At 68.3% G+C, this 20,649-nt stretch carries 22 protein-coding genes; 13 read left to right on the top strand and 9 right to left on the bottom strand.

Annotated elements, in window-relative coordinates; translation table 11 throughout:
* Position 1 precedes the first annotated feature (1 nt).
* A complete protein-coding gene (locus ACFK0J_RS33500; protein WP_378743220.1) occupies positions 2 to 886 on the bottom strand; it encodes an ABC transporter substrate-binding protein in 885 nt (294 codons plus the stop codon).
* 245 nt (positions 887 to 1,131) lie between these two features.
* On the opposite strand from ACFK0J_RS33500, the gene ACFK0J_RS33505 reads away from it, so the two are divergent.
* On the top strand, positions 1,132 to 2,025 hold the full coding sequence (locus tag ACFK0J_RS33505) for an ABC transporter substrate-binding protein (protein ID WP_378733711.1): 894 nt from the start codon (positions 1,132 to 1,134) through the stop codon (positions 2,023 to 2,025).
* A gap of 42 nt (positions 2,026 to 2,067) precedes the next feature.
* Positions 2,068 to 2,280: a hypothetical protein gene (locus ACFK0J_RS33510; protein WP_378733713.1), complete on the top strand. Its 213-nt coding sequence runs from the start codon at positions 2,068 to 2,070 to the stop codon at positions 2,278 to 2,280.
* 9 nt (positions 2,281 to 2,289) lie between these two features.
* On the opposite strand, the gene ACFK0J_RS33515 is transcribed toward ACFK0J_RS33510, so the two are convergent.
* The 4 genes from ACFK0J_RS33515 to ACFK0J_RS33530 all read right to left on the bottom strand — a co-directional run bounded on the left by ACFK0J_RS33515 (position 2,290) and on the right by ACFK0J_RS33530 (position 6,988).
* Positions 2,290 to 3,486 carry an NADP-dependent malic enzyme gene (locus ACFK0J_RS33515; RefSeq protein WP_378733714.1) on the bottom strand — a complete coding sequence of 399 codons (1,197 nt, stop codon included), beginning with the start codon at positions 3,484 to 3,486 and terminating at the stop codon, positions 2,290 to 2,292.
* Positions 3,487 to 3,995: 509 nt separating this feature from the next.
* Positions 3,996 to 5,774 carry an FAD-binding protein gene (locus tag ACFK0J_RS33520; protein ID WP_378733715.1) on the bottom strand — a complete coding sequence of 593 codons (1,779 nt, stop codon included), beginning with the start codon at positions 5,772 to 5,774 and terminating at the stop codon, positions 3,996 to 3,998.
* 96 nt (positions 5,775 to 5,870) lie between these two features.
* Complete coding sequence (locus tag ACFK0J_RS33525; protein WP_378733716.1) at positions 5,871 to 6,137, bottom strand: hypothetical protein; 267 nt, start codon at positions 6,135 to 6,137, stop codon at positions 5,871 to 5,873.
* Positions 6,134 to 6,988 carry a PHP domain-containing protein gene (locus tag ACFK0J_RS33530; protein ID WP_378733717.1) on the bottom strand — a complete coding sequence of 285 codons (855 nt, stop codon included), beginning with the start codon at positions 6,986 to 6,988 and terminating at the stop codon, positions 6,134 to 6,136. Before ACFK0J_RS33530 ends, ACFK0J_RS33525 begins: the two co-directional genes overlap by 4 nt.
* Positions 6,989 to 7,126: 138 nt before the next feature.
* Between ACFK0J_RS33530 and ACFK0J_RS33535 the strand changes: the two genes are divergently transcribed.
* Complete coding sequence (locus ACFK0J_RS33535) at positions 7,127 to 8,203, top strand: magnesium and cobalt transport protein CorA (protein ID WP_218471363.1); 1,077 nt, start codon at positions 7,127 to 7,129, stop codon at positions 8,201 to 8,203.
* Positions 8,204 to 8,209: 6 nt separating this feature from the next.
* Here the strand turns inward: ACFK0J_RS33535 and ACFK0J_RS33540 are convergent, their stop codons facing one another.
* From ACFK0J_RS33540 to ACFK0J_RS33550, 3 genes are read right to left on the bottom strand one after another with little or no spacing between them, the layout of a single operon-like run.
* On the bottom strand, positions 8,210 to 8,791 hold the full coding sequence (locus ACFK0J_RS33540; protein ID WP_378733719.1) for a suppressor of fused domain protein: 582 nt from the start codon (positions 8,789 to 8,791) through the stop codon (positions 8,210 to 8,212).
* Positions 8,792 to 8,794: 3 nt separating this feature from the next.
* The gene (locus tag ACFK0J_RS33545) at positions 8,795 to 9,286 is read right to left on the bottom strand and encodes a general stress protein (protein WP_218471365.1); all 492 of its coding nucleotides are present in this window, start codon (positions 9,284 to 9,286) and stop codon (positions 8,795 to 8,797) included.
* Between the two features lie 12 nt (positions 9,287 to 9,298).
* The gene (locus tag ACFK0J_RS33550; protein WP_378743222.1) at positions 9,299 to 10,255 is read right to left on the bottom strand and encodes an HpcH/HpaI aldolase/citrate lyase family protein; all 957 of its coding nucleotides are present in this window, start codon (positions 10,253 to 10,255) and stop codon (positions 9,299 to 9,301) included.
* A 64-nt stretch (positions 10,256 to 10,319) separates the two neighbouring features.
* Here ACFK0J_RS33550 and ACFK0J_RS33555 point away from each other — a divergent pair, with 64 nt between their 5' ends.
* The 9 genes from ACFK0J_RS33555 (at position 10,320) to ACFK0J_RS33595 (ending at position 18,125) form a co-directional block, all read left to right on the top strand.
* Positions 10,320 to 11,606: a magnesium transporter MgtE N-terminal domain-containing protein gene (locus tag ACFK0J_RS33555; protein WP_378733720.1), complete on the top strand. Its 1,287-nt coding sequence runs from the start codon at positions 10,320 to 10,322 to the stop codon at positions 11,604 to 11,606.
* Positions 11,599 to 12,162: a DUF1003 domain-containing protein gene (locus ACFK0J_RS33560; RefSeq protein WP_378733721.1), complete on the top strand. Its 564-nt coding sequence runs from the start codon at positions 11,599 to 11,601 to the stop codon at positions 12,160 to 12,162. The genes ACFK0J_RS33555 and ACFK0J_RS33560 overlap by 8 nt, the downstream gene beginning before the upstream one ends.
* 359 nt (positions 12,163 to 12,521) lie before the next feature.
* A complete protein-coding gene (locus tag ACFK0J_RS33565) occupies positions 12,522 to 13,721 on the top strand; it encodes a lytic murein transglycosylase (RefSeq protein WP_378733722.1) in 1,200 nt (399 codons plus the stop codon).
* Positions 13,722 to 13,834: 113 nt separating this feature from the next.
* Positions 13,835 to 14,701 (top strand): lytic transglycosylase domain-containing protein, encoded by an 867-nt coding sequence (locus tag ACFK0J_RS33570; protein WP_378733723.1) that lies wholly within the window; start codon positions 13,835 to 13,837, stop codon positions 14,699 to 14,701.
* A gap of 19 nt (positions 14,702 to 14,720) precedes the next feature.
* Positions 14,721 to 15,854 (top strand): Mrp/NBP35 family ATP-binding protein, encoded by a 1,134-nt coding sequence (locus ACFK0J_RS33575; RefSeq protein WP_378733724.1) that lies wholly within the window; start codon positions 14,721 to 14,723, stop codon positions 15,852 to 15,854.
* A gap of 198 nt (positions 15,855 to 16,052) precedes the next feature.
* Positions 16,053 to 16,373, top strand: a complete 321-nt coding sequence (locus ACFK0J_RS33580) for a DivIVA domain-containing protein (protein WP_378733725.1) — start codon at positions 16,053 to 16,055, stop codon at positions 16,371 to 16,373.
* On the top strand, positions 16,370 to 16,978 hold the full coding sequence (locus tag ACFK0J_RS33585; RefSeq protein ID WP_378733726.1) for a DNA-3-methyladenine glycosylase I: 609 nt from the start codon (positions 16,370 to 16,372) through the stop codon (positions 16,976 to 16,978). Before ACFK0J_RS33580 ends, ACFK0J_RS33585 begins: the two co-directional genes overlap by 4 nt.
* A gap of 141 nt (positions 16,979 to 17,119) precedes the next feature.
* Entirely contained in the window at positions 17,120 to 17,287 is a 168-nt protein-coding gene (locus ACFK0J_RS33590) for a DUF3117 domain-containing protein (protein WP_011211259.1), read from the top strand.
* On the top strand, positions 17,274 to 18,125 hold the full coding sequence (locus tag ACFK0J_RS33595; protein ID WP_378733727.1) for a putative RNA methyltransferase: 852 nt from the start codon (positions 17,274 to 17,276) through the stop codon (positions 18,123 to 18,125). Before ACFK0J_RS33590 ends, ACFK0J_RS33595 begins: the two co-directional genes overlap by 14 nt.
* Before the next feature lie 9 nt (positions 18,126 to 18,134).
* Here ACFK0J_RS33595 and glgA read toward each other — a convergent pair whose 3' ends face one another.
* Positions 18,135 to 19,292, bottom strand: a complete 1,158-nt coding sequence (gene glgA, locus ACFK0J_RS33600; protein ID WP_378743224.1) for a glycogen synthase — start codon at positions 19,290 to 19,292, stop codon at positions 18,135 to 18,137.
* Between the two features lie 138 nt (positions 19,293 to 19,430).
* On the opposite strand from glgA, the gene glgC reads away from it, so the two are divergent.
* On the top strand, positions 19,431 to 20,645 hold the full coding sequence (glgC, locus tag ACFK0J_RS33605) for a glucose-1-phosphate adenylyltransferase (RefSeq protein WP_378733728.1): 1,215 nt from the start codon (positions 19,431 to 19,433) through the stop codon (positions 20,643 to 20,645).
* Positions 20,646 to 20,649: the final 4 nt, after the last annotated feature.

A 20,649-nucleotide genomic window follows, 5' to 3' on the forward strand; every position in this document is an offset into this window, starting at 1 on the left:
CCTAACCGGTCGGCGTGTTCAGCCCTTGTTCGGCTACCCAGGCGACTGCCGCGGCCTTGGGCTCGGTCTTGCTGCTACCGGACACGGCTTCGTTCAGTTCGATGAGCTCCGCTGTGGTCAGCTTCGCCGAGGCGGCGTTCAACGCGGCCAGCGCCTTGTCGGACTTCTTGGCCGAATTCAGCAGCGGGACCACGTTCTGCGCGGCGAAGTTGCGCTTCGGATCTTCCAGCACCACCAGGTCGTTCTGCACGATGGCCGGCGAGGTGGTGAAGATGTCGGCCGCGGTCACCTGGCCCTCGACCAGCGCGCGCACGGTGGCGGGCCCGCCGCCGTCGGCGATCGGCACGAAGTTGTTCGGGGCGATGTCGAGGTTGTAGTTCTTCTTCAGGCCGGGCAGCCCGCCCGCGCGCTCCTGAAATTCCGCCGGCGCACCGAATTTCACCTCGGCCGAGTGCGCGGCCAGGTCGGCGATGGTGCGCAGGTTCCAGCGTTCGGCGGTGGCGCGAGTGACCACCACCGCGTCGGAATCCTCACCGGGGGCCGGGGTACCGATGGCGAGCTCCGAGCCGAGCGCCTTGGTCAACGCGCTCTCGACCTCGGCGGCGCTGGTCGCGGTCGCGTCCTTGTCCAGGTACTGCAGCAGGTTGCCGGTGTATTCGGGGATCACCGAGATCGCGCACTGACGCACGGCCGGGACGTAGGCCTCACGACTGCCGATATTCAGCTTGGTGTCGACCTTGAAGCCGTTGATACGCAATACCTCCGCGTATATTTCCGCGACGGTCTCCGACTCCGGGAAGTTCGCCGAGCCGACGATGAGCCCGTCGCCTTCGCAGCTGCCCTTGCCGGCCAGCGGGTCGGAGTTGCCACACGCGGACAGGATCATGGCGGCGGCCAGTGCCGTGGCGGCGACGATGAACCGGGCGGCGCGCAGCGCGAGCCGCAGCGCCGATCGGCCGTGCCGCGCGGCATCGGGGTTGATCGAGGTTTTCACTGGAGTCCTTCCGGCATGAGCTGGCAGTGCGAGGTCCCGGGGCAGCACAGCCACCGGTACATTCTGGGTGTCCATACTGCCCGCTTCAGGATGTTCCTGTTAGCTCTGTCGGTCTCTCGGAGAGTTGGTGTCGCCGAATGGTGTTGCCCGCGTCGCTGCCGATGCTGGCTCGTTTACTGGTCGTCGCGACCGCCGCACTGGCCGTATCCTGCGGAAACGGTGAACAGGGCGCGCGGATCACGATCGGTGCCGGTGATTCGGTCGAGTCCATACTGCTCGCCGAGATCTACGCGGGTGCGCTGGCGAGAACCGGGGCACACACCTCGGTCGAACCGCATCTCGGTCGCCGTGCCGACTACCTGTCGGCACTCGACGCGGGCCGGATCGACCTGATCGGCGAGCACAGCGGCGCGCTGCTGGCCTTCCTCGACACCACCGCCCGCGATCGCACACCGGAGCACGTTGGTCGCGCGCTGAGCAAGTCGCTGCCCGAGGGACTGGTGGTCACCGATGCCGCCGACGGCACCGACCTGCGGCCGCGGGTCGTGCTCGGCACCGAGACCGCGACGCGCGACAACATGCGCACCATCGCCGATCTCACGCCGCGATGCGACCAGCTCACGGTCGGCGTCGCCCCGGTGCCGGACCTGATCACGCTGCCGCCCGCGCTGGAACAGGTGGCGGACTGCGCCTTCGCCGCGACGCTACCGTTTCCCGATCCCGAAGCATTGCGAAAGGCTTTGCTGGACGGGCAGGTTCAAGTCGGCCTGCTGACCGGCCCGCCCGCCGTGGTCCCCGGTTCGACCGACGGGCTGACGATCCTGTCCGACGACACCTATGCCGTGCGCGCCGAGAACGTGTTGCCGCTGCTGCGCAAGGGCGTGCTGGACGAGCGCCGGATCGAGAAACTGAATTACGTTGCGGGCGAGCTCAGCACCGACGAACTCGCCACCATGATCCGCCGGATCAGGGACGAGCGGGCCGAGCCCGCCGAGGTGGCGCGCAACTGGCTGGACGACCACTCGTTGTAAACACCGCACGTGCGGCACCGGAGGTGGCTAACGTCTCCAGGCGTGAGTATCCGGTTCATCGGCGGCTACGTCGCCCTCGTGGCGATCCTGTTGTTCGTCTGGGCGAGCTACTCGGACAAGGATCCCGTGTTCGCGATCTCCCTCGTCGTCGCGCTGGGTGCGATGGTCGCCCTGAACCTCTGGATCAGGGCATCCGCCCGCACCACGCGAAAGGCGCCTCGTCCCGATCGGAACAAGGCGCCTTCCGGCGAGTGAGCGAACCTGTCAGGCAACGCCTTCGGCACGCGCGGCCGCCGCGACGGCCTCGGCGACAGCGGGGGCGACCCGCGGGTCCAGCGGGCTCGGCACGATCTTCTCCGGGCCCAGTTCGTCGGCGACGACGCTGAGGATGGCATCGGCGGCGGCGATCTTCATGCCTTCGGTGATGCGGCGAGCGCCCGCGTCGAGCGCGCCCTTGAACACGCCGGGGAAGGCGAGCACGTTGTTGATCTGGTTCGGGAAGTCGCTGCGGCCGGTGGCGACGATCGCGGCGTACTTGCGCGCGACATCGGGGTGGATTTCCGGGTCCGGGTTGGACATGGCGAACACGATCGACTCCGGGGCCATCGAGGCGATGAGCTCCTCGGCGATCAGACCGGCGGACAGGCCGAGGAACACGTCGGCGCCGGTGAGTGCCTCGGCGGCGCCACCGGTCAGCCCGCGCGGGTTGGTCCGGGTGGCCAGTTCGGCCTTCACATCGTTGAGGTCGCTGCGCTCGCGGCTGATGATGCCCTTCGAGTCGAGCACGGTGACGTCCCGAACGCCCGCGGCCAGCAAGATATTCGTGCACGCGACACCGGCCGCGCCCGCACCGGACACCACCACCTTCATGCCGTCGATGCCGCGACCCTGCACCTTGGCCGCGCCGTTGAGGGCGGCGAGCACCACGATGGCGGTGCCGTGCTGGTCGTCGTGCATGACCGGGCAGTCGAGCGCCTCGATGAGCCGCTTCTCGACCTCGAAGCAGCGCGGCGCCGAGATGTCCTCCAGGTTCACCGCACCGAAGCTGGGGCGCAGCCGGATGACCGTCTCGACGATTTCGTCGACGTCCTTGGTGTCCAACACGATCGGGATCGAGTTCAGTCCGGCGAACTTCTTGAACAGCGCGGCCTTGCCCTCCATCACCGGCAGCGAGGCGCGCGGACCGATGTCACCGAGGCCGAGCACCGCGGTGCCGTCGCTGACCACGACGACGAGACGGTCGGTCCAGGTGTAGCGCTTGCAGAGCTCGACGTCCTGCGCGATCGCCCGGCTCACCTGAGCGACGCCCGGGGTGTAGGCGATCGACAGGTCGCGCTGGGTTTCCAGCGGCGAGCTGAGTTCTACCGAGAGCTTGCCTCCGAGATGTCCCGCGAAAATCTCGTCATGGGTGATTTCGGAAAGACTTGCAGTGGCATTCGGTGCGTCAGTCACAGGTGACACGATTTCACTCCTGCTCGGGCCGGACAAACCGGGGGACGGTTACCGCCGGGTATACATGTATTAGTGGATTCTTTACGCTCATCGAGTGCGCTGACCGGTACGTTTCGCGTACGACGGCGGGTCGCGAAAACCCGTCGGCGGGGAGCCGGGCACGGAGGCGGCAGCTTGCGTAACCACGCAGTGCCCGGCGGACGCCGCATCAACAGAGCCGATTTCGCTGACGTGGCGCGGCACTGATCCGCGGAGCGGGAGCCGGACGGGTGGGTCCGGACAGAACATGCGGCGTGATCCTCGGGTCGCGACGGTGCGTCGTGAGGCGGAGATCTCCGTAACTCCAGTACCCGGCGGTGGCTTAGGTACGGAATCCGACACATTCTGCCAGCATGGTCCGCGACTTGCCAAACCGATCGGGTCTCCGCCGTGTCGCGCGCCGGTATCCAGCGTAGGCCGCGGGAATTACCGGGCCGTAAGCGAAAACTCGCACGCCACCGGCGCCGGGCGGTGAGTTGTCACAACGGGATCGGGTCGGCCGGTGTGAGCTGATCGGCGGGCGGGGGCCCCGCTTCGGCCTCGGACACGATCTCCGGCGCGTCCGGCACCGCAGCCGATCGCGCACTGAGCACGCCCGCTTCCCGCGCGTGTGGAACCGGTCCGCGCAGGTCGAACACCAGGGATTCGCGCCGACCCGGCACAGCGGGCCCGCGCGGCGGCGTCACGGCGATCTCCTTGGCGCCCACCTCCCCCGCGTCGAGCATCGCGATCTCCCGCGCGTCCGGCCGCACCCACACGTTGTCCAAGCCGCCGGACATCAACCGCACCCGCCAGTCGTCGGCGGCCCCGGGGTGATCGGTGCGCCGATGCATGCCGCGCGTTTCGGTTCGCGCCAGCGCGCTGTATTTGGTCCACCGCGCCACCGCGAGCAAGGCCGCCGCCTGCCTGGCCCGCAACCGGTCCAGACCGGTGCCGCCGAGGTCGAATTCGGCACCCGGCCACATCGAGTCGAGTTCGCCGATGCTGTCGACCAGGCTGCCCGCACTGCGCCAGTAGCTGCGCCGCAGCGGCAGCGTGTGTTCCTGCACGAGGCCGACCACCGCCCGCGGATCGATCCGCGCCACCGCGTTGAGCCCCGCACCCGGCACCTCACACACCGGACTGCGCCGGTCGGCAGTGCGCGCGTATCTCGCCGCGCCCGCGCCCGCCCACACCCCGGAGGCGATGGCCCAGGCGCCACCCTGCCCGCCGAATCCGCTCACCGCACCGGTGATCGGCTCCCTGGTGGTCACGTCGCCCGCACCGAACAGCCCGTCGACCGTGGTCGCGCAGTCCGCTCGGGCGAGCCGCAGCCCGCCGGTGCCGCGCACGGTGCCCTCCAGCACCGCTCGCAGCGGCACCCGCCCGGTGTGGTCGACCAGGCCCTGTTCGGTCAGCCAGCCACGCAGCGCGACGGGCACGTCATCGAGTGCGGCGAACACCCTGCGGCCGTCGGCGATCGCGGCGAAAGCCGCCGCGCGGTGACCTTCCAAGACCGTCCCCGCCTCGTCGTAGAGGGTGGCGAAGTGCAGCCCGAGCCCGGAAGCGGAACTCGAATGCGCGGCCGGAGCAGGCACGTTGGTGGCCGGAGTCAAGCCGTACGCGCTGGAGAACTCCATGCCGGACAGCTGGGCGCCCGCCTCGGCGGCGAACAGCAGGCCGTCGCCCGTGTCCACGTCGGTACCTGCCCCGCCGGAGAGGAACGCACAGCCGCCGGTGGCCACCACCACGGCACCGGCGCGGACCGTCCACGGCTCGAACCGATTGTGCTGCTGCACCCCCGTCGCACCCGCGGCCTGACCATCCCGGCCGACCAGCAGCTGCAGCGCCGGATGGTGATCGAGAATCCGCACACCGGCGTCGAGCACGCTGCGCCGCATCCGGCGCAAATAGCTGGCACCGTCGAGATACACCCGCAACGACGACCCGCGCCCGCCCGGGCCCGCGCCGGGGAATCGATAGCCCCAGCGGGCCAGCTGCTCGACGCGTCGGTGCGTCTCCTCCAGCACCCGGTGCATCCACTCCTGGTCGCCGAGTCCGCCGCCGTGCGCGTATCCGCGGTGTACTGCCTCGTCCCTGGCCGGTCCGGGCGGGATGTTCCACAAGGCGGTGGTGCCGTGCGCAGTCGGTCCGCTGCTGCCGCACCTGGCCTTGTCGGCGAGCACGACACGGGCACCCGTGGCGGCGGCGGAGACGGCGGCCCAGGTTCCAGCGGGGCCACCGCCCAGAACCAGTACGTCCGTCTCGAGTTCCGTCACAAAGAGAAATATTCGGCCACAATTCACCGAGCCGCAACCATTACCGCAATATTTAGCGCGGCCGTATTCGATCCGTTGTCAGCCGAATGCCTCGAATCAACTCCACCACTGGGTCCACAGCAATAATCCGGCGACCAAGAAAACAACCGCAGATCCGGAAAAAGCCACCAAACCCCGACGCTTATCCGAATAAATCTGCGCCGCAACGGCTATCCCCGCGGACACCACATGCCAGGCCACCGATTCGCTGCCCGGGCCGGGAAAATCGCGACGCCCCGCCATGAACGCGGTGCCGATGACGACCAGCATCAGCGCGCAGGTGCCCGCGGCGACGATGCCGCTGAGGCCACGAAGCACCTTCACGAGACGATCACCGGTACGCCGGTCGCCTTGCCCGCGAGCACCTCGAATTGTGCTGGGTCGGTGGTGAATTCACCGAGGCGGATGGTCTTGTTGGTGCCGTGGTAGTCGGACGAGCCGGTGGTGAGCAGGCCCAGTTCGGCGGCCAGCTCGGCGAGCACCGCGCGGTCCTGCGCGGAGTGGTCCGGATGGTCGATCTCCAGTCCGCCGAGCCCGAGTGTGGCCAGTTCCCTGATGTCGTCGAAGTCGAGCAGCCTGCCCCGTTTGCGCGCCCTGGCGTGCGCGAGCACGCTCACCCCGCCCGCGGTGGCGATCAGCTCGACCGCCCGGCGCAGCGGCGTGTCGGCTTTCTCGGCGTAATACGGGCCGTGCGGCGCGAGCAATTCCTCGAACGCCGCGTCCACACTCGGCACCACACCGGCCGCCACCAGCGCCCTGGCCAAGTGTGGACGACCCGCGGATGGCCCGGCCGAGGCCAGCACGGCATCGGGGTCGATCGGCAACCCGTCGGCCACCATGCGCTCGGCCATCGCGCGCACCCGTTCGATCCGCTCGCCACGCAGCCGCTCGCGCTCGTCGGCGAAACCGCGATCGGTCGGGTCGAAGAGATAAGCGAGCAGATGCACCGGCACGGGCCAGCCGTCCTCGCCGAGGCCGACGCACGACATCTCCATACCGCGAACCAGCGTGAGCCCCTTCGGCAGCGCGTCGACCGCCTCGGTCCAGCCCGCCGTGGTGTCGTGGTCGGTGATCGCGACCACGTCCAAGCCGGCGGCGGCCGCGTTCCGGACCAGTTCGGCGGGTGTGTCGGTGCCGTCGGAGGCGGTCGAATGGGTATGCAGGTCGATGCGCACGCCTTCCAGTCTTACAGTGCTCGATCGGCGGCGTTCCCGGGTCCCTGCGTGGTGACACTTCGCTACCGCCTCCTGGCCCGTCGCTCACACCGCGGGCTGCAGCGGGAACCGCACGCGCAGGCGACGTAGCATCGCGGGGTGCCATCAATACCGCAGCTACCGTCGTTCCGTGGGTCAGGCCGCGAGCCGCGCCAACTGCCGCGCATCCCGATCCCGACCGCGCGGGCCATCGTCGACTGCGGCGTCTATGTCGAAGGACACCGGCTGCCCGGCAGATTCACCCATCGCGACGCGCTCGCCGAGGTGCGCAATCGGGGCGCGGGCTTCGTCTGGGTGGGCCTGCACGACCCGGACGAGGCGCAGATGGCCGACATCGCCGAGACGTTCGGGCTGCACGCGCTCGCCGCCGAAGACGCGGTCAAGGCGCATCAGCGACCGAAACTGGAACGCTACGACGACACACTCGTGCTGGCGATGCGCACGGTCGCCTATGTCGAGCACGAAATGCACAGCGTCAGTGAGATCGTGGAGACCGGCGAGATCATGGTCTTCACGGCGCCGGACTTCGTGGTGTCGGTGCGGCACGGCGAGCATTCCGAACTCGCCTCGCTCCGCAAGGAACTGGAGGCCGACCCGGCGCAGCTGATGCTGGGCACCGGCGCGGTACTGCACGCGATCGCCGACCATGTGGTGGATTCGTATATCGAAGTGACGCAATCGATCGAGCTCGATATCGATGCGATGGAGGAGGAGGTCTTCACTCCCCGCAACAAGATCACGATCGAGTCGATCTACCAGCTCAAGCGGGAAGTGGTCGAGCTACGCCGGGCGGTGAACCCGCTCGCGGTTCCGCTGCAGGTACTCGGGCACAAGCCGGATGTGCCACTGCCCAAAGAGATTCGGCGTTACCTGCGGGACGTGGCCGACCATCACGCCGGTGTCGCCGAACGGATCACCGACTTCGACGAGGCGCTCAGCGCGCTGATCAGTGCCGTGCTGGCCAAGGTCGGCGTGCAGCAGAACACCGACATGCGCACCATCTCGGCCTGGGTCGCGATCGCCGCGGTGCCGACGATGATCGCGGGCCTCTACGGCATGAATTTCAGCCATATCCCCGGGTCCGAGGAACCGTGGGGCTTTTTCTCGGTCGTCCTGGTGACCCTGGGCATCTGCATCGGGTTGTACGTCAATTTTCACCGCAACAACTGGCTGTAACGCCGATTACATTCGGGCGGCGCCACGTTCGGGATCGCACACGTCGATTCCCGCCTCGGCCCACGCATCCCGCAACGCCTGCGCGCCGCGCACCCGCACCCAGGCCGCCTCGGTCGCGGTCACCGGCGTCACCGCGAAGTAGCGCACCGGCTCGGCCGGGTCGGGCAGCACCACTTCGGGAATCCCGCTGTCCCCCAACAACACCGCGGTGAACGGCGCGTTCTGCCACATCGGCTCACCCAGGTCCATCAACGCATCCGCTTGCAGCACAACACCTTCCACCGCGGGCGCGGCGGCAAGCACGCCGAGCGCCTTGGCCAGGCCGGAGTGCGCACCCGCCGCGGCACGCAGCGTGAGCACCAGTTCGGCCCGCGGCCCGCGCACCGGATCGGCAACCAGCGCAGTGGGATCGCCCATCGGATGACGGGACCCGCCCACCGTCGCGTAGTGCACCAGATCGCCGTCGACAATCCGCAGGATCTCGATCGGTTCCAAGCCGAGAAAAGTCACCGACGCCGAATCGACCCCGGTTACCGGCACGCCGAAATGGTCGAGCACACCCGTGCGGACCGTCTGCACCACCTCCATGCGTCAGATGGCCAGCCGCGCAAGCATGTCCCGCGCCTGTTCCGCGGACTTCGGGTCGCACAGCACGTCATAGCGCCCGGCCACCAACTGCATGGTGGAGGCGAAATCGCGCTGCCCCTTGGTCGCCGCGTACGGGATCGAGGTGGAGATCACGCCGAAGATGATGCCGCCGACCAGGCCGACCAGCAGCGGGCCGAGCGCGCCGCTGGTGGTGAACAGGCTCAGCAGCAGACCGAGGAACAGGCCGAGCCAGGCACCGCTCACCACGCCGCCGCCGATGACCTTGCCCCACGTCAGCCGGTAGAGGACGCGTTCGACCTGCATCAAGTCGACGCCGACGATGGTCACGTCCTGCACCGGGAATTGCCCGTCGGCCAGATAGTCGACGGCCTTCTGCGCCTCGGCGTAGGTGGGATAGGAGCCGACAGGCCAGCCGGACGGCGGCGTCGGCAGGCCCTGCCGTGCGCGATTCGAGTTCCCCATGGGATTCGTCATGTCTCTATTCTGCTATTCCGGCCGGTTTCCCGGGGGCGTGAAACGCGTGGTCCGCGTCATTGCCGCGGCCCGGCCCTTTTCCGCGATCACCTGAGCCATTTTCGCACTCGCCTCATCGATCATTTCGTCGCCGAGCATGACCGCTCCGCGCGCACCGCCCTCGACCGAGGTGTGGAAGGCGTACGCGTCCAGAATCAACTCGGCCCGGTCGTAGTCGGACTGGCGCGGACTGAAGATCTCGTTCGCGGCCTCGATCTGGCCGGGATGCAGCACCCACTTGCCGTCGAAACCGAGGGCCGCGGTGCGCGCGGCGGCCCGCCGGAAGCCGTCCACATCCCGAATCTGCAGGTACGGGCCGTCGATCGCCTGCAAACCGTGGGCACGGGCGGTGAGCAGGATCGTCATCAGGATGTGGTGATAGGCATCGCCGGTGTCGTAGCCCTCCGGCTGTTCGCCGACCACCAGGGTGCGCATGTTGATGCTCGCCATGAAGTCGGCCGGGCCGAACACCAGCGCCTGCACGCGCGGGCTCGCGGTGGCGATTTCATCGATATTGCGCAGCCCCAACGCGTTTTCCAGCTGCGGTTCGATGCCGATGCGGCCGACCTCGAGTCCGGTCGCCTTCTCCAGTTGGGTGAGCAGCAGGTCCAGCGCGCGCACCTGACCGCCGTCGGTCACCTTCGGCAGCAGGATGGCGTCCAGTGCGGTGCCCGCGCCTTCGACAACGGTGATCACGTCCGCGTAGGTCCACTCGGTGGTCCAGTCGTTGACCCGGACCACCCGCAGTTGCGATCCCCAGTCGGAATCGTTGAGCGCCGCCACGATATTCGCCCGCGCCTCGGCCTTGGCGGCGGGTGCGACCGCGTCCTCCAGGTCGAGGAACACCTCGTCGACCGGCAGGCCCTTCGCCTTCTGGATCATTTTCTTGTTGCTGCCTGGACAGGCAAGCACCGAACGGCGCGGCTTCAAGATCACTCCCGTCGATCGTGGCGCGGTACTTCTTCCGGTCGCCGAACCCTCTAGCCTGGCAAGCATGGCAGCTACCAGGGTGTACGTCGCCAGGCTGGCCGGCCTGGTGGTGTTGGGGCCGGACGGCGAGTCTATCGGCCGGGTCCGCGACGTCGTCGTGGCCATCCGGTACGACCGCCAGCAGCCCCGCGTGCACGGTCTCGTCGTCGAATTGCCCACCCGGCGGCGCATTTTCGTGCCGATTCTGCGGGTCACCGCGATCGAACCCGGCGTGGTGACACTGAACACCGGCACGGTGAGTCTGCGCCGCTTCACCCAGCGACCCGGCGAAATGCTCGCCCTCGCGCAGATCGTGGATTCCAAGGTGCGGGTGGAGGATCCGGATCTGCCGGACCTCGTCGGCGTGGACGTGCACGTGGTCGATCTCGGCATGGAACAGGCGCGGACCAGAGACTGGCGGGTGACCAGGGTCGCCGTGCGCGGGCATCGCCGGCTCGGACGCCGCCGCACCGTGCACGTGGTGGATTGGATCCACGTCTCCGGATTGACCCCGTACGAGATCGGCAGGCCCGGCCAGGACGTCACCCAGCTGCTCGAGCAGTTCGAGGGCCTGCGCCCCGCCGACGTCGCGCACTTGCTGCGCGAACTCCCGGAGAAGCGGCGCATCGAGGTGGCCATCGCGCTCGACGACGAGCGCCTGGCCGATGTGGTGCAGGAGCTGCCCGACGACGAGCAGGTCGATCTGCTCGGTCATCTGGAGGTGCGCCGCGCCGCCGACGTGCTCGAGGCGATGGATCCCGACGACGCCGCCGACCTGCTCGGCGAATTGCCGGTCGGCGAGGCCGAATCGCTGCTCGCGCTGATGGACCCGGAGGAGTCCGAACCGGTCCGGCGGCTATTGGAACATTCCCCATACAGCGCGGGCGGTCTGATGACGCCGAAGCCCGTCATCCTGACGCCGTCCACCACGGTGGCCGAGGCGCTGGCGCGGGTGCGCAACCCCGACCTGACGCCCGCGCTGGCCTCCATGGTGTTCGTGGTGCGGCCGCCGACCGCGACGCCGACCGGCCGATACCTGGGGTCGGTCCACATCCAGCAGCTGCTGCGGGAACCACCGGCCCACCTGGTCGGCGGCATTCTCGACGCCGACCTGGCCCCGCTGCGCCCCGAGGTCCCGCTGGCGGCGGTGACCCGCTACTTCGCGACCTACAACCTGGTCTGCGGGCCGGTGGTGGACGACGAGAACCACCTGCTCGGCGCGGTCAGCGTGGACGACGTACTCGACCATTTGCTGCCCGACAACTGGCGCGACCAGGCAGAGCTGCACGAGGGGATTTCCGGACATGAATGACAAGGTCGGCGGCGCGCGGATGCGCCTCGAAACGCCGGTCGAGTCCCGGTTCCGCATCGATTGGGACGCCGAGGCGCTCGCGCGCAGCAGCGAGCGCGTGGCCCGGTTCCTCGGCACCGGTCGCTACCTGGCCATCCAGACGATCATCGTGATCGTTTGGATTTTGTTGAATGTCTTCGCCGTCGCATTGCGCTGGGACCCGTACCCCTTCATTCTGTTGAATCTAGCGTTTTCCACCCAGGCCGCCTACGCCGCGCCGCTGATCCTGCTGGCGCAGAATCGGCAGGACAACCGCGACCGGGTCGCGCTGGAGGAAGACCGGATGCGGGCGGCGCAGACCAAGGCGGACACCGAGTTTCTGGCCCGCGAACTCGCAGCATTGCGGATCGCGGTCGGCGAAGTCGCGACTCGCGACTACTTGCGCAGGGAATTGGAGGAGATGAAGGAGATCCTCGATCGAATCGAGGGTGCGAGCGAAGACAAGCCGCAGCGCAAGAAAAGTTCCGCCAGAAAGCAAGCCCCACCCCCGGTTTCACCGCCCGTAGCTGATGATTGACCGGAAATACCAAACAACTACCTGACTGGTGGGTAACCTGGACAGCGTTGTCCCGAGCAGCGCCGGGCGGGGGATGCCCAGACAGCCGCTCACACGACGTAGAGGATTGGTGTGGCTGAATGCGTATATCTACTCCGATAACCGTCTCGGCCCTGGTTGTAGCCGGTCTCGTCGCCTCAGGCTCAGCCGCTCTCCCCACCACCTCCACCGGCGCGCCCGAGGCTCCCGAGGCCTTGCTGGCCGCGTCGACGAATCCAGCCGGATCGAAAGACAACTCGGACAACACCGGTGCGAGCGGATTGTCTAAGACAGTCGGCCTGCTCCCGGTGACCCAGGAAGCTCCTCGCAAACTACGGGCAATGACCCCGCTCGGCGAGGGGTCGGCCCCGTTCGCGGGCCGGGTACCGCTGCAAGAGATCTCGCTGCCCCAGGTCGGCGGCGCGCTCGGCATCCCGGAAGTGGTGCTCGCCGCGTACCGCAATGCCGAACTCGCCATGGAGTCCTCCTCGCCCAACTGCGGCCTGTCCTGGAGCCTGCTGGCCGGCATCGGCCGGATCGAATCGGGCCACGCGGGCGGCGGGCGCACCGACGCCGCGGGCACCACGGTCACCCCGATCTACGGCCCCGCGCTGGACGGCACGCTGCCCGGCAACGAGATCATCAAGGCGGCCAGTGGCGGCTATGTGCGCGCGATCGGACCGATGCAATTCCTACCCGGCACCTGGAGCCTGTACTCGGCCGACGGTAACGGCGACGGTGTCGCCGACCCGAACAACGTCTTCGACGCCGCGCTCGCCGCGGGCAAGTACCTGTGTTCGGGCGGGCTGAACCTGCGCGACCAGGCCCAGGAACTTCGCGCGGTGTTGCGCTACAACAACTCCACCGCCTACGCCGCCAACGTGCTCAGCTGGGCGGCGGCCTACCGCACCGGCGGTTCGCCGACCCAGGTGGCCATCTCCCCCGACTTGATCCCGCCGGGCAGCGCACAGGTGCAGGCGGCGGGCATGACGGCGGTGAACACCACCGCGCCGTCCACCACGACCACCACCACCGCCCCGCCGAGCACCACCACGACGACACCGACGCCGACCGAGGTGATGATCACCATCCCCGGCCTGCCCCCGATCCCGTGCGGCATCTTCTGCCCGCCGCCGCCGAAGCCGCTGAATCCCTGTGAGCCCGCGGTGATTCCGGCGCCGATGCCGCAGCCGGGCGAGCCCGCGGTCGCGCCCGCTGCGCCCGGCCAGACCTTCGGCGCCGGTACCGCCGCCCCGAAGGATCCCGCGCATCCGGAGCAGCCCATCGCGCCGGTGTGCGTCGCACCGCCGGAAGCGGCCCAGCCGCCCGCCCCGCCGCAAGTGCAGGTGGCACCGCAACCGCAGCAGGCGCCCGAGCAGCAGACCGCGCAGACGCCCGAATCGGCCCCGACGGTCCCCGAATCGGCCCCGACCGTCACGGTCGAGCCCACCCAGACGGCCGTGCCGCAACCCACCCAACCGCCCGGCATCACGCTGCCGTTCGGCATCGTGATTCCGCTGCCGCCCGCCCCCCAGGGCTGACGCCACACTCGAACGAGGTCACGAAGCAGTAACAAAAAGGTCTCGAATGCGGTAGCCTTCCCTTCGTCCGATCACGAAGGGCTCACATCGAGCCATTGGAGGGTCACCGCACAGTGGGGCGTCACCGAAAAAAGCCGGCTGTCACCGTCAGGCGCAGCTCCGTACTCGCATTGACCGGTTTGGTCCCCGCTGGACTCGTGGCAGTCACTGCCGCGTCCGATGTGGGAAATGGCAGTCAGGCCGCGGCAGCGGTCGAGCAGCACGTCCCGGGGGACGATCAGGAAGCACTGGGGGCCAAACCGCAAGCCCTGGTGGAACCGATCGCCACGGCCGAATTCATTACCAACAAGATGGCGAAGCCGGGCGGTCCGCCGGTGGTGAAAACCGTTGCGCTGAAGGATGGTCGGCAGCTCGCGGCAATGCCCGCCGGGCCGATGGGGATTCCCGGCATCGCGGTCGCGGCCTATGAGAACGCCGAACGCATCCTCGCCGCGGAGAACGCGGGCTGTGCCATGCCGTGGTCGATGCTCGCCGGGATCGGCCGCGTCGAATCCACGCACGCGTACGGCGGCAAGGCCGACGCCGACGGTAATCCGATCAGCCCGGTCTACGGCCCGGTGCTCGACGGAAGCCTGGCAGGAAACAACGTCATTCGCGATTCCGACGACGGCGAGCTGGACGGCCTGGCCGGTTACGACCGCGCCATCGGGCCGATGCAGTTCCTGCCGCAGACCTGGAAGCGCTACGCCGCCGACGGCAACGGCGACGGCATCGCCGATCCACAGAACCTCTTCGACGCGGCACTGACCGCCGGAAAGTACCTGTGCGACGGCGGATTGAACATGCGCGACTTCGCCCAGCAGTCCAAGGCGATCCTGCGCTACAACAACTCGATGGCCTACGTCGCGAACGTCATGGCCTGGGAAACCTCCTACAGCAGCGGAGTCGCACCACGGGCCGGGGACCTGCCCAAAATTTGACACGCCTAAAATTCCTGCCATGCCAGTAGTTACGGAATCGGATGTGCGGGGCGCTCTCGCGAAGGTCGACGATCCGGAGATCCGCAAGCCGATCACCGAACTGGGCATGGTGAAAAGCGTCGCGATCAGTCCCGACAGCAATGTCCACATCGAGGTCTACCTGACCACGGCGGGTTGCCCGCTGCGCACCGAGATCATCCAGCGGGTCACCAAGGCTGTCGCCGACGTCTCCGGCGTCGGCGCGGTCACCGTCGATCTCGACGTGATGAACGACGAGCAGCGCACCAACCTGCGCAAACAGCTGCGTGGCGACTCGGCGGACCCGGTCATTCCGTTCGCCCAGCCCGGCTCGCTGACCCGGGTGTACGCGGTCGCGTCCGGCAAGGGCGGGGTCGGGAAATCCAGCGTCACAGTCAATCTCGCGGCGGCCATGGCCGCCCGCGGCCTCTCGGTCGGCGTGCTGGACGCCGACATCTACGGCCACTCGATCCCCCGCATGCTCGGCACGGACGCTCGACCGACCCAGGTCGAGAAGATGATCATGCCGCCGCAGGCACACGGCGTGAAGATGATCTCCATCGCGCAATTCACCCAGGGCAACACCCCGGTGGTGTGGCGCGGCCCGATGCTGCACCGCGCGCTGCAACAGTTCCTCGCCGACGTGTTCTGGGGCGACCTGGACGTGCTGCTGCTCGACCTGCCGCCGGGCACCGGCGACATCGCCATCTCGATCGCCCAGCTGATTCCCGGCGCCGAGATCCTGGTCGTCACCACCCCGCAGATCGCGGCCGCCGAGGTGGCCGAGCGGGCAGGCGCCATCGCGCTGCAGACCCGGCAACGGATCGCGGGCGTGGTGGAGAACATGTCCTGGCTCGACCTGCCCGACGGCAGCCGGATGGAGCTCTACGGTTCCGGCGGCGGTCAAGTGGTCGCCGACCGGCTGACCCGCGCCGTCGGCGCCGACGTGCCGCTGCTCGGCCAGATCCCGATCGAGCAGGCGGTTCGCGAAGCGGGCGACGAAGGCACCCCGATCGTGCTGCGCGACCCCGACTCCCCCGCCGCCAAGGCACTGCTCGACGTCGCCGACAAACTCGCCGTCCGCCGCCGCGGCCTGGCGGGCATGTCCCTCAACATCGACACGACCCGCCGCTAGCCCGCCTCTCCGCGTATTCAGACCGGACTCGGTGCCACGGCAATCGCGTCGGCGACCGGCGGTGAGCTCGTGGACGAGTCAGCCAGTCCCCGATGAGTACCCAGGTACGTACGAAACCAGTTGTCCCGGCGATCTCCGGGTCCGATTTCCGCGTGGCAGCATGTGCTCAGTGTCGGTGGGTGCCAATAAGCTCTTGGCATGCTCACGTTGCTGTTGTACGTGCTGATCGTCGGTCTCGTCGCCGCGGTGCTGTTCTTGCTCGCCAGTGCGGTGTTCGGGCGGGCCGAGGAACTGGGGCCGCTACCGGAGGGGACCACGGCTACCGTGCTACCCGCCGAGGGGATCTCCGGGGCCGATGTGCGGGCGCTGCGATTCCAACAGGTGGTGCGCGGCTACAAGGCGTCCGAGGTGGACTGGACGCTGGCTCGGCTGGCCGCCAGGATCGACGAGCTACAACACCAACTGGCCGAGGCACAGGCCGCGCGCTGGCAGACACCGGTCGCGCCCGAGTCCAAGTGAGCGCGGCCGACCTCGCCGCAGTCGAGGACGACGGCCGGATCCGCTGTGCCTGGCCCCTGCAAACCCGGCTGTACCGCGATTATCACGATTACGAGTGGGGAAAGCCGCTGCACGGCGACGACGCGCTCTTCGAGCGACTATGCCTGGAAGCCTTCCAATCGGGGCTGGCGTGGATCACCATCCTGCGCAAGCGACCGGCCTTCCGGGAAGCGTTTGCCGGGTTCTCGATCGAGCGCGTCGCCGAGTTCGGCGATGCCGATGTGGCGCGCCTGCTCGCCGACACCGGCATCGTGCGCAACCGGCTGAAAATCGAGGCCGCGATCGGCAACGCCCGGGTTGCCCGGGACCTCGATATCGGACTGGACGAACTGCTCTGGTCGTTCGCACCTGCGCGTCGGCCGCGCCCGGCGACCAGCGCCGATGTGCCCGCCAGCACACCCGAATCCATAGCTCTGGCAAAAGAATTGAAGCGGCGCGGGTTCCGCTTCGTCGGGCCGACAACGGCCTACGCACTGATGCAGGCGACCGGGATGGTAGACGATCACCTGGCCGATTGCTGGGTCGGTAGTGACGTGTCCGACACAGTCCGACCGGTCACTTTTTGAACTCAGGTATCCGTCCACATCCGCGATAGGGAAGAATGGGACGGGTGTAGCTCGCCAAATGCCGGCGAGCTCGCTGGTTGGTGACAACTGGAGTTCCAAGAAAGTGCGCAGCATATCGCGCAGATCTGGAGGGAGCAGAGGATGGCGGCCATGAAGCCCCGTACCGGGGACGGTCCCCTCGAGGCAACCAAGGAAGGGCGTGGAATCGTCATGCGGGTTCCACTCGAGGGTGGCGGGCGTTTGGTCGTCGAACTCACGCCGGACGAGGCCGCGGCGCTCGGCGACGAACTGAAGAGTGTCACCAGCTGATACCTCGGCGCTGACAGCGCTGGCCGGTCTACTGGCCTGCCCGGAATGCGCGCTCGGACTCGAGCCGCATGCACGGGTATTGCGGTGTGGACACGGACACAGTTTCGACATAGCCAAGCAGGGCTACGTCAGCCTGCTGACCGGCGCGTCGACCAAAATGACCGGCGACACCGCGGCCATGCTGGACGCGCGTGCCGCCTTTCAAGGTGGGGGACATTTCGCGCCGATCGCCGCCGCGGTAGCAGAGGCGGTCGGGTCGGACGCGCATGCGTCCGACACAGTGCTGGAGGTGGGCGCGGGCACCGGCTACTACCTGGCCGGTGCGCTCGACGCCGCGCCTTCTACTTCGGGAATCGCGCTGGACGTGGCCAAACCGGCCGCCCGGCGCTGTGCCCGCGCCCATCCACGGGCCGCATCGGTCCTCGCCGACGCCTGGGGCGGGTTGCCCGTCCGCGACGGCACCCTGCGCGCGGTGCTGTCGGTGTTCGCACCACGCAATCCGGCCGAGGTCGCCCGCGTGCTCGCCGAGGACGGCCGATTCGTCGTCGCCACCCCCACCGAACGCCACCTCGCCGAACTGGTCGGCCCGCTCGGCATGGTGACGGTCGACCCGGACAAGGATCGCAGGCTCGACACCGCCATGTCCGGTCATTTCGTGACGGTCGATCGCGTCCTGGTGGAGTACCCGATGAAACTCACCAGGGGCGACGTGGCGAACGTTGTCGGCATGGGTCCCTCCGCCCACCACGCGAGCGCTACGGATTCGCGCCTCGCCGCCCTCCCCGACGCTACTGAGGTCACCGCCTCCGTCGTGGTCTCCAGTTACCGACCGGCATAGCGGCGGGAATCAGATTTTGCGGACCTGGTCGTACACCTGGACGGTCTGCGCCGCGATCTGGGACCAATCGAATTCGGCGATCGCCCGCGCCCGCCCGGCCGCACCGAACTCGGCCGCCAAAACGGGATCACCGGCCACTTCATTGATGGCCGTGGCCAACGCCTGCTCGTACGCCGCGGGCGCGGCCGGGTCGTAGTGCACCAGCCGGCCGGTCCGGCCGTCGGCGACGACCTCCGGGATGCCGCCGACATCCGAGGCGACCACCGCGGTCGCGCACGCCATCGCCTCCAGATTGACGATGCCGAGCGGCTCGTAGACCGACGGACACACGAACACCGTCGCCGCCGCCAAGATCTGCCGGATCTGCTCGGTGGGCAGCATCTCGCGCACCCAGAACACATTGCCCCGGCTGCGCTGCAACTCCTCGACCGCGGCGGCCGTCTCCGCCTCCAACTCCTTGGTGTCCGGCGCCCCGGCGCACAGCACCAGCTGGATGTCCTTGTCGAAGTCGCGGGCCGCGGCGAGCAGATGCCCGACGCCCTTCTGCCGGGTGATCCGGCCGACGAACGCCACGATCGGCTGGTCGGGTTGCACACCGAGCACGGCTAGCACCGGCCGCGCACCCGCCGCCACCGGCCCCGGATGCCAGATGCTCGCGTCGATGCCGTTGTGCACGACGTGCACCCGGTCCGGATCGACCGCGGGATAGGCGTCGAGCACATCGTGGCGCATGCCCTCGCTCACCGCGATGATCGCGTCCGCGTGCTCGACCGCGTTGCGTTCCGACCACGACGAGAGCCGGTAGCCACCGCCGAGCTGTTCGGCCTTCCACGGCCGTCGTGGCTCCAGCGAATGCGCGGTGAGCACGTGCGGGATGCCGTAGAGGGTGCCCGCCAGGTGCCCGGCCAGGCCGGTGTACCAGGTGTGCGAGTGCACGACGTCCACCTGGCCCGCGGCATCGGCCATGCGCAGTTGTGCCGACATCATCTGGACCGCGGCGTTGGCGGCGTAGAGCTGCGGATCGGGTTGGTGCACTACGGCATCGGTGCGCGCGACACCCATGCAGTGCACGGTGACTTCACACAGCTGCCGCAACTGCGCAGTCAACTGCGTCACATGTACCCCGGCCCCGCCGTAGACCTCGGGTGGGTACTCGCGGGTCAGCATGGCGACCCGAAGCCGGTCCTGCGCGCCGGAATCCGCCGTCGAGCGCCCGGTGTCCGTGCCGAAACTCACCCGCTTCAAAGTAGACCTTCGCCTCGGCTGGGGCCACTCGCGCGCCGGTTACCCGGTAGTTTGGCAGGTGTGAGGAGCCAGCCGCACGTACTCGGGATCGTGCTCGCCGGTGGCGAGGGCAAGCGACTCTTTCCACTCACGGCGGACCGCGCCAAACCAGCGGTGCCGTTCGGCGGCGCGTATCGACTGATCGATTTTGTCCTCAGCAACCTGGTCAACGCGGGTTTTCTGCGGCTGTGTGTGCTCACCCAGTACAAGTCGCACTCGCTGGACCGGCACATCTCGCAGACCTGGCGGCTGTCCGGTTTCGGGGGCGAATACATCACGCCGGTGCCCGCCCAGCAACGGCTCGGCCCGCGCTGGTACACCGGCAGCGCCGACGCGATCATGCAGTCGTTGAACCTGATCTACGACGAGGATCCCGATTACATCGTGGTTTTCGGCGCCGACCACGTGTACCGGATGGATCCGGAGCAGATGGTCAACCATCACATCGAGTCCGGCGCCGGTGTCACGGTGGCGGGCATCCGGGTGCCGCGCAGCGAGGCCAGCGCGTTCGGCTGCATCGACTCCGACGAGTCCGGCCGGATCACCCAGTTCCTGGAGAAGCCCGCGCACCCGCCCGGCACGCCCGATGATCCCAATGTCACTTTTGCGTCAATGGGCAACTATGTCTTCACCACCAAAGTGCTGGTGGATTCGATCAGGGCCGACGCGGACAACTCCGACTCCGATCACGACATGGGTGGCGACATCATCCCGTCGCTGGTCGCCTCGGGTCAGGCCGGTGTCTACGACTTCGCCGACAACGACGTCCCCGGCGCCACCGAACGCGACCGCGGCTACTGGCGCGACGTCGGGACCATCGACGCCTTCTACGACGCGCACATGGACTTGGTCTCGGTGCACCCCGTCTTCAACCTCTACAACCGGCACTGGCCGATTCGGGGTGCCGCTGAAAACCTGCCGCCCGCCAAGTTCGCCCAGGGCGGGCTGGCCCAGGAGTGCATCGTCGGCGCGGGCAGCATCCTGTCGGCCGCGACGGTCCGCAATTCGGTGCTCAGCTCCAATGTGGTGATCGACGACGGCGCCACCGTCGAGGGCAGTGTGCTGATGCCCGGCGTCCGCATCGGCCGCGGTGCGGTGGTGCGCCGGGCCATCCTGGACAAGAACGTGGTCGTCGCGGAGGGCGAGATCATCGGCGTCGACATGGAGCGTGACCGCGAGCGTTTCGCCGTCAGCAACGGCGGCGTGGTCACCGTCGGCAAGGGTGTCTGGGTGTAGCTGC

This window comes from Nocardia brasiliensis, assembly GCF_042691675.1.
Classification (GTDB): Bacteria; Actinomycetota; Actinomycetes; order Mycobacteriales; family Mycobacteriaceae; genus Nocardia; species Nocardia brasiliensis_D.

Coding starts and splice junctions, on each gene's coding strand:
- ACFK0J_RS33565 (WP_378733722.1), top strand. CDS start 12,522: ATGACCCCGCTCGGCGAGGGGTCGGCCCCGTTCGCGGGCCGGGTACCG.
- ACFK0J_RS33540 (WP_378733719.1), bottom strand. CDS start 8,791: ATGGAGGTGGTGCAGACGGTCCGCACGGGTGTGCTCGACCATTTCGGC.
- ACFK0J_RS33505 (WP_378733711.1), top strand. CDS start 1,132: ATGGTGTTGCCCGCGTCGCTGCCGATGCTGGCTCGTTTACTGGTCGTC.
- ACFK0J_RS33560 (WP_378733721.1), top strand. CDS start 11,599: ATGAATGACAAGGTCGGCGGCGCGCGGATGCGCCTCGAAACGCCGGTC.
- ACFK0J_RS33590 (WP_011211259.1), top strand. CDS start 17,120: ATGGCGGCCATGAAGCCCCGTACCGGGGACGGTCCCCTCGAGGCAACC.
- ACFK0J_RS33580 (WP_378733725.1), top strand. CDS start 16,053: ATGCTCACGTTGCTGTTGTACGTGCTGATCGTCGGTCTCGTCGCCGCG.
- ACFK0J_RS33500 (WP_378743220.1), bottom strand. CDS start 886: ATGATCCTGTCCGCGTGTGGCAACTCCGACCCGCTGGCCGGCAAGGGC.
- ACFK0J_RS33545 (WP_218471365.1), bottom strand. CDS start 9,286: ATGACGAATCCCATGGGGAACTCGAATCGCGCACGGCAGGGCCTGCCG.
- ACFK0J_RS33575 (WP_378733724.1), top strand. CDS start 14,721: ATGCCAGTAGTTACGGAATCGGATGTGCGGGGCGCTCTCGCGAAGGTC.
- glgA (WP_378743224.1), bottom strand. CDS start 19,292: ATGCTGACCCGCGAGTACCCACCCGAGGTCTACGGCGGGGCCGGGGTA.
- ACFK0J_RS33555 (WP_378733720.1), top strand. CDS start 10,320: ATGGCAGCTACCAGGGTGTACGTCGCCAGGCTGGCCGGCCTGGTGGTG.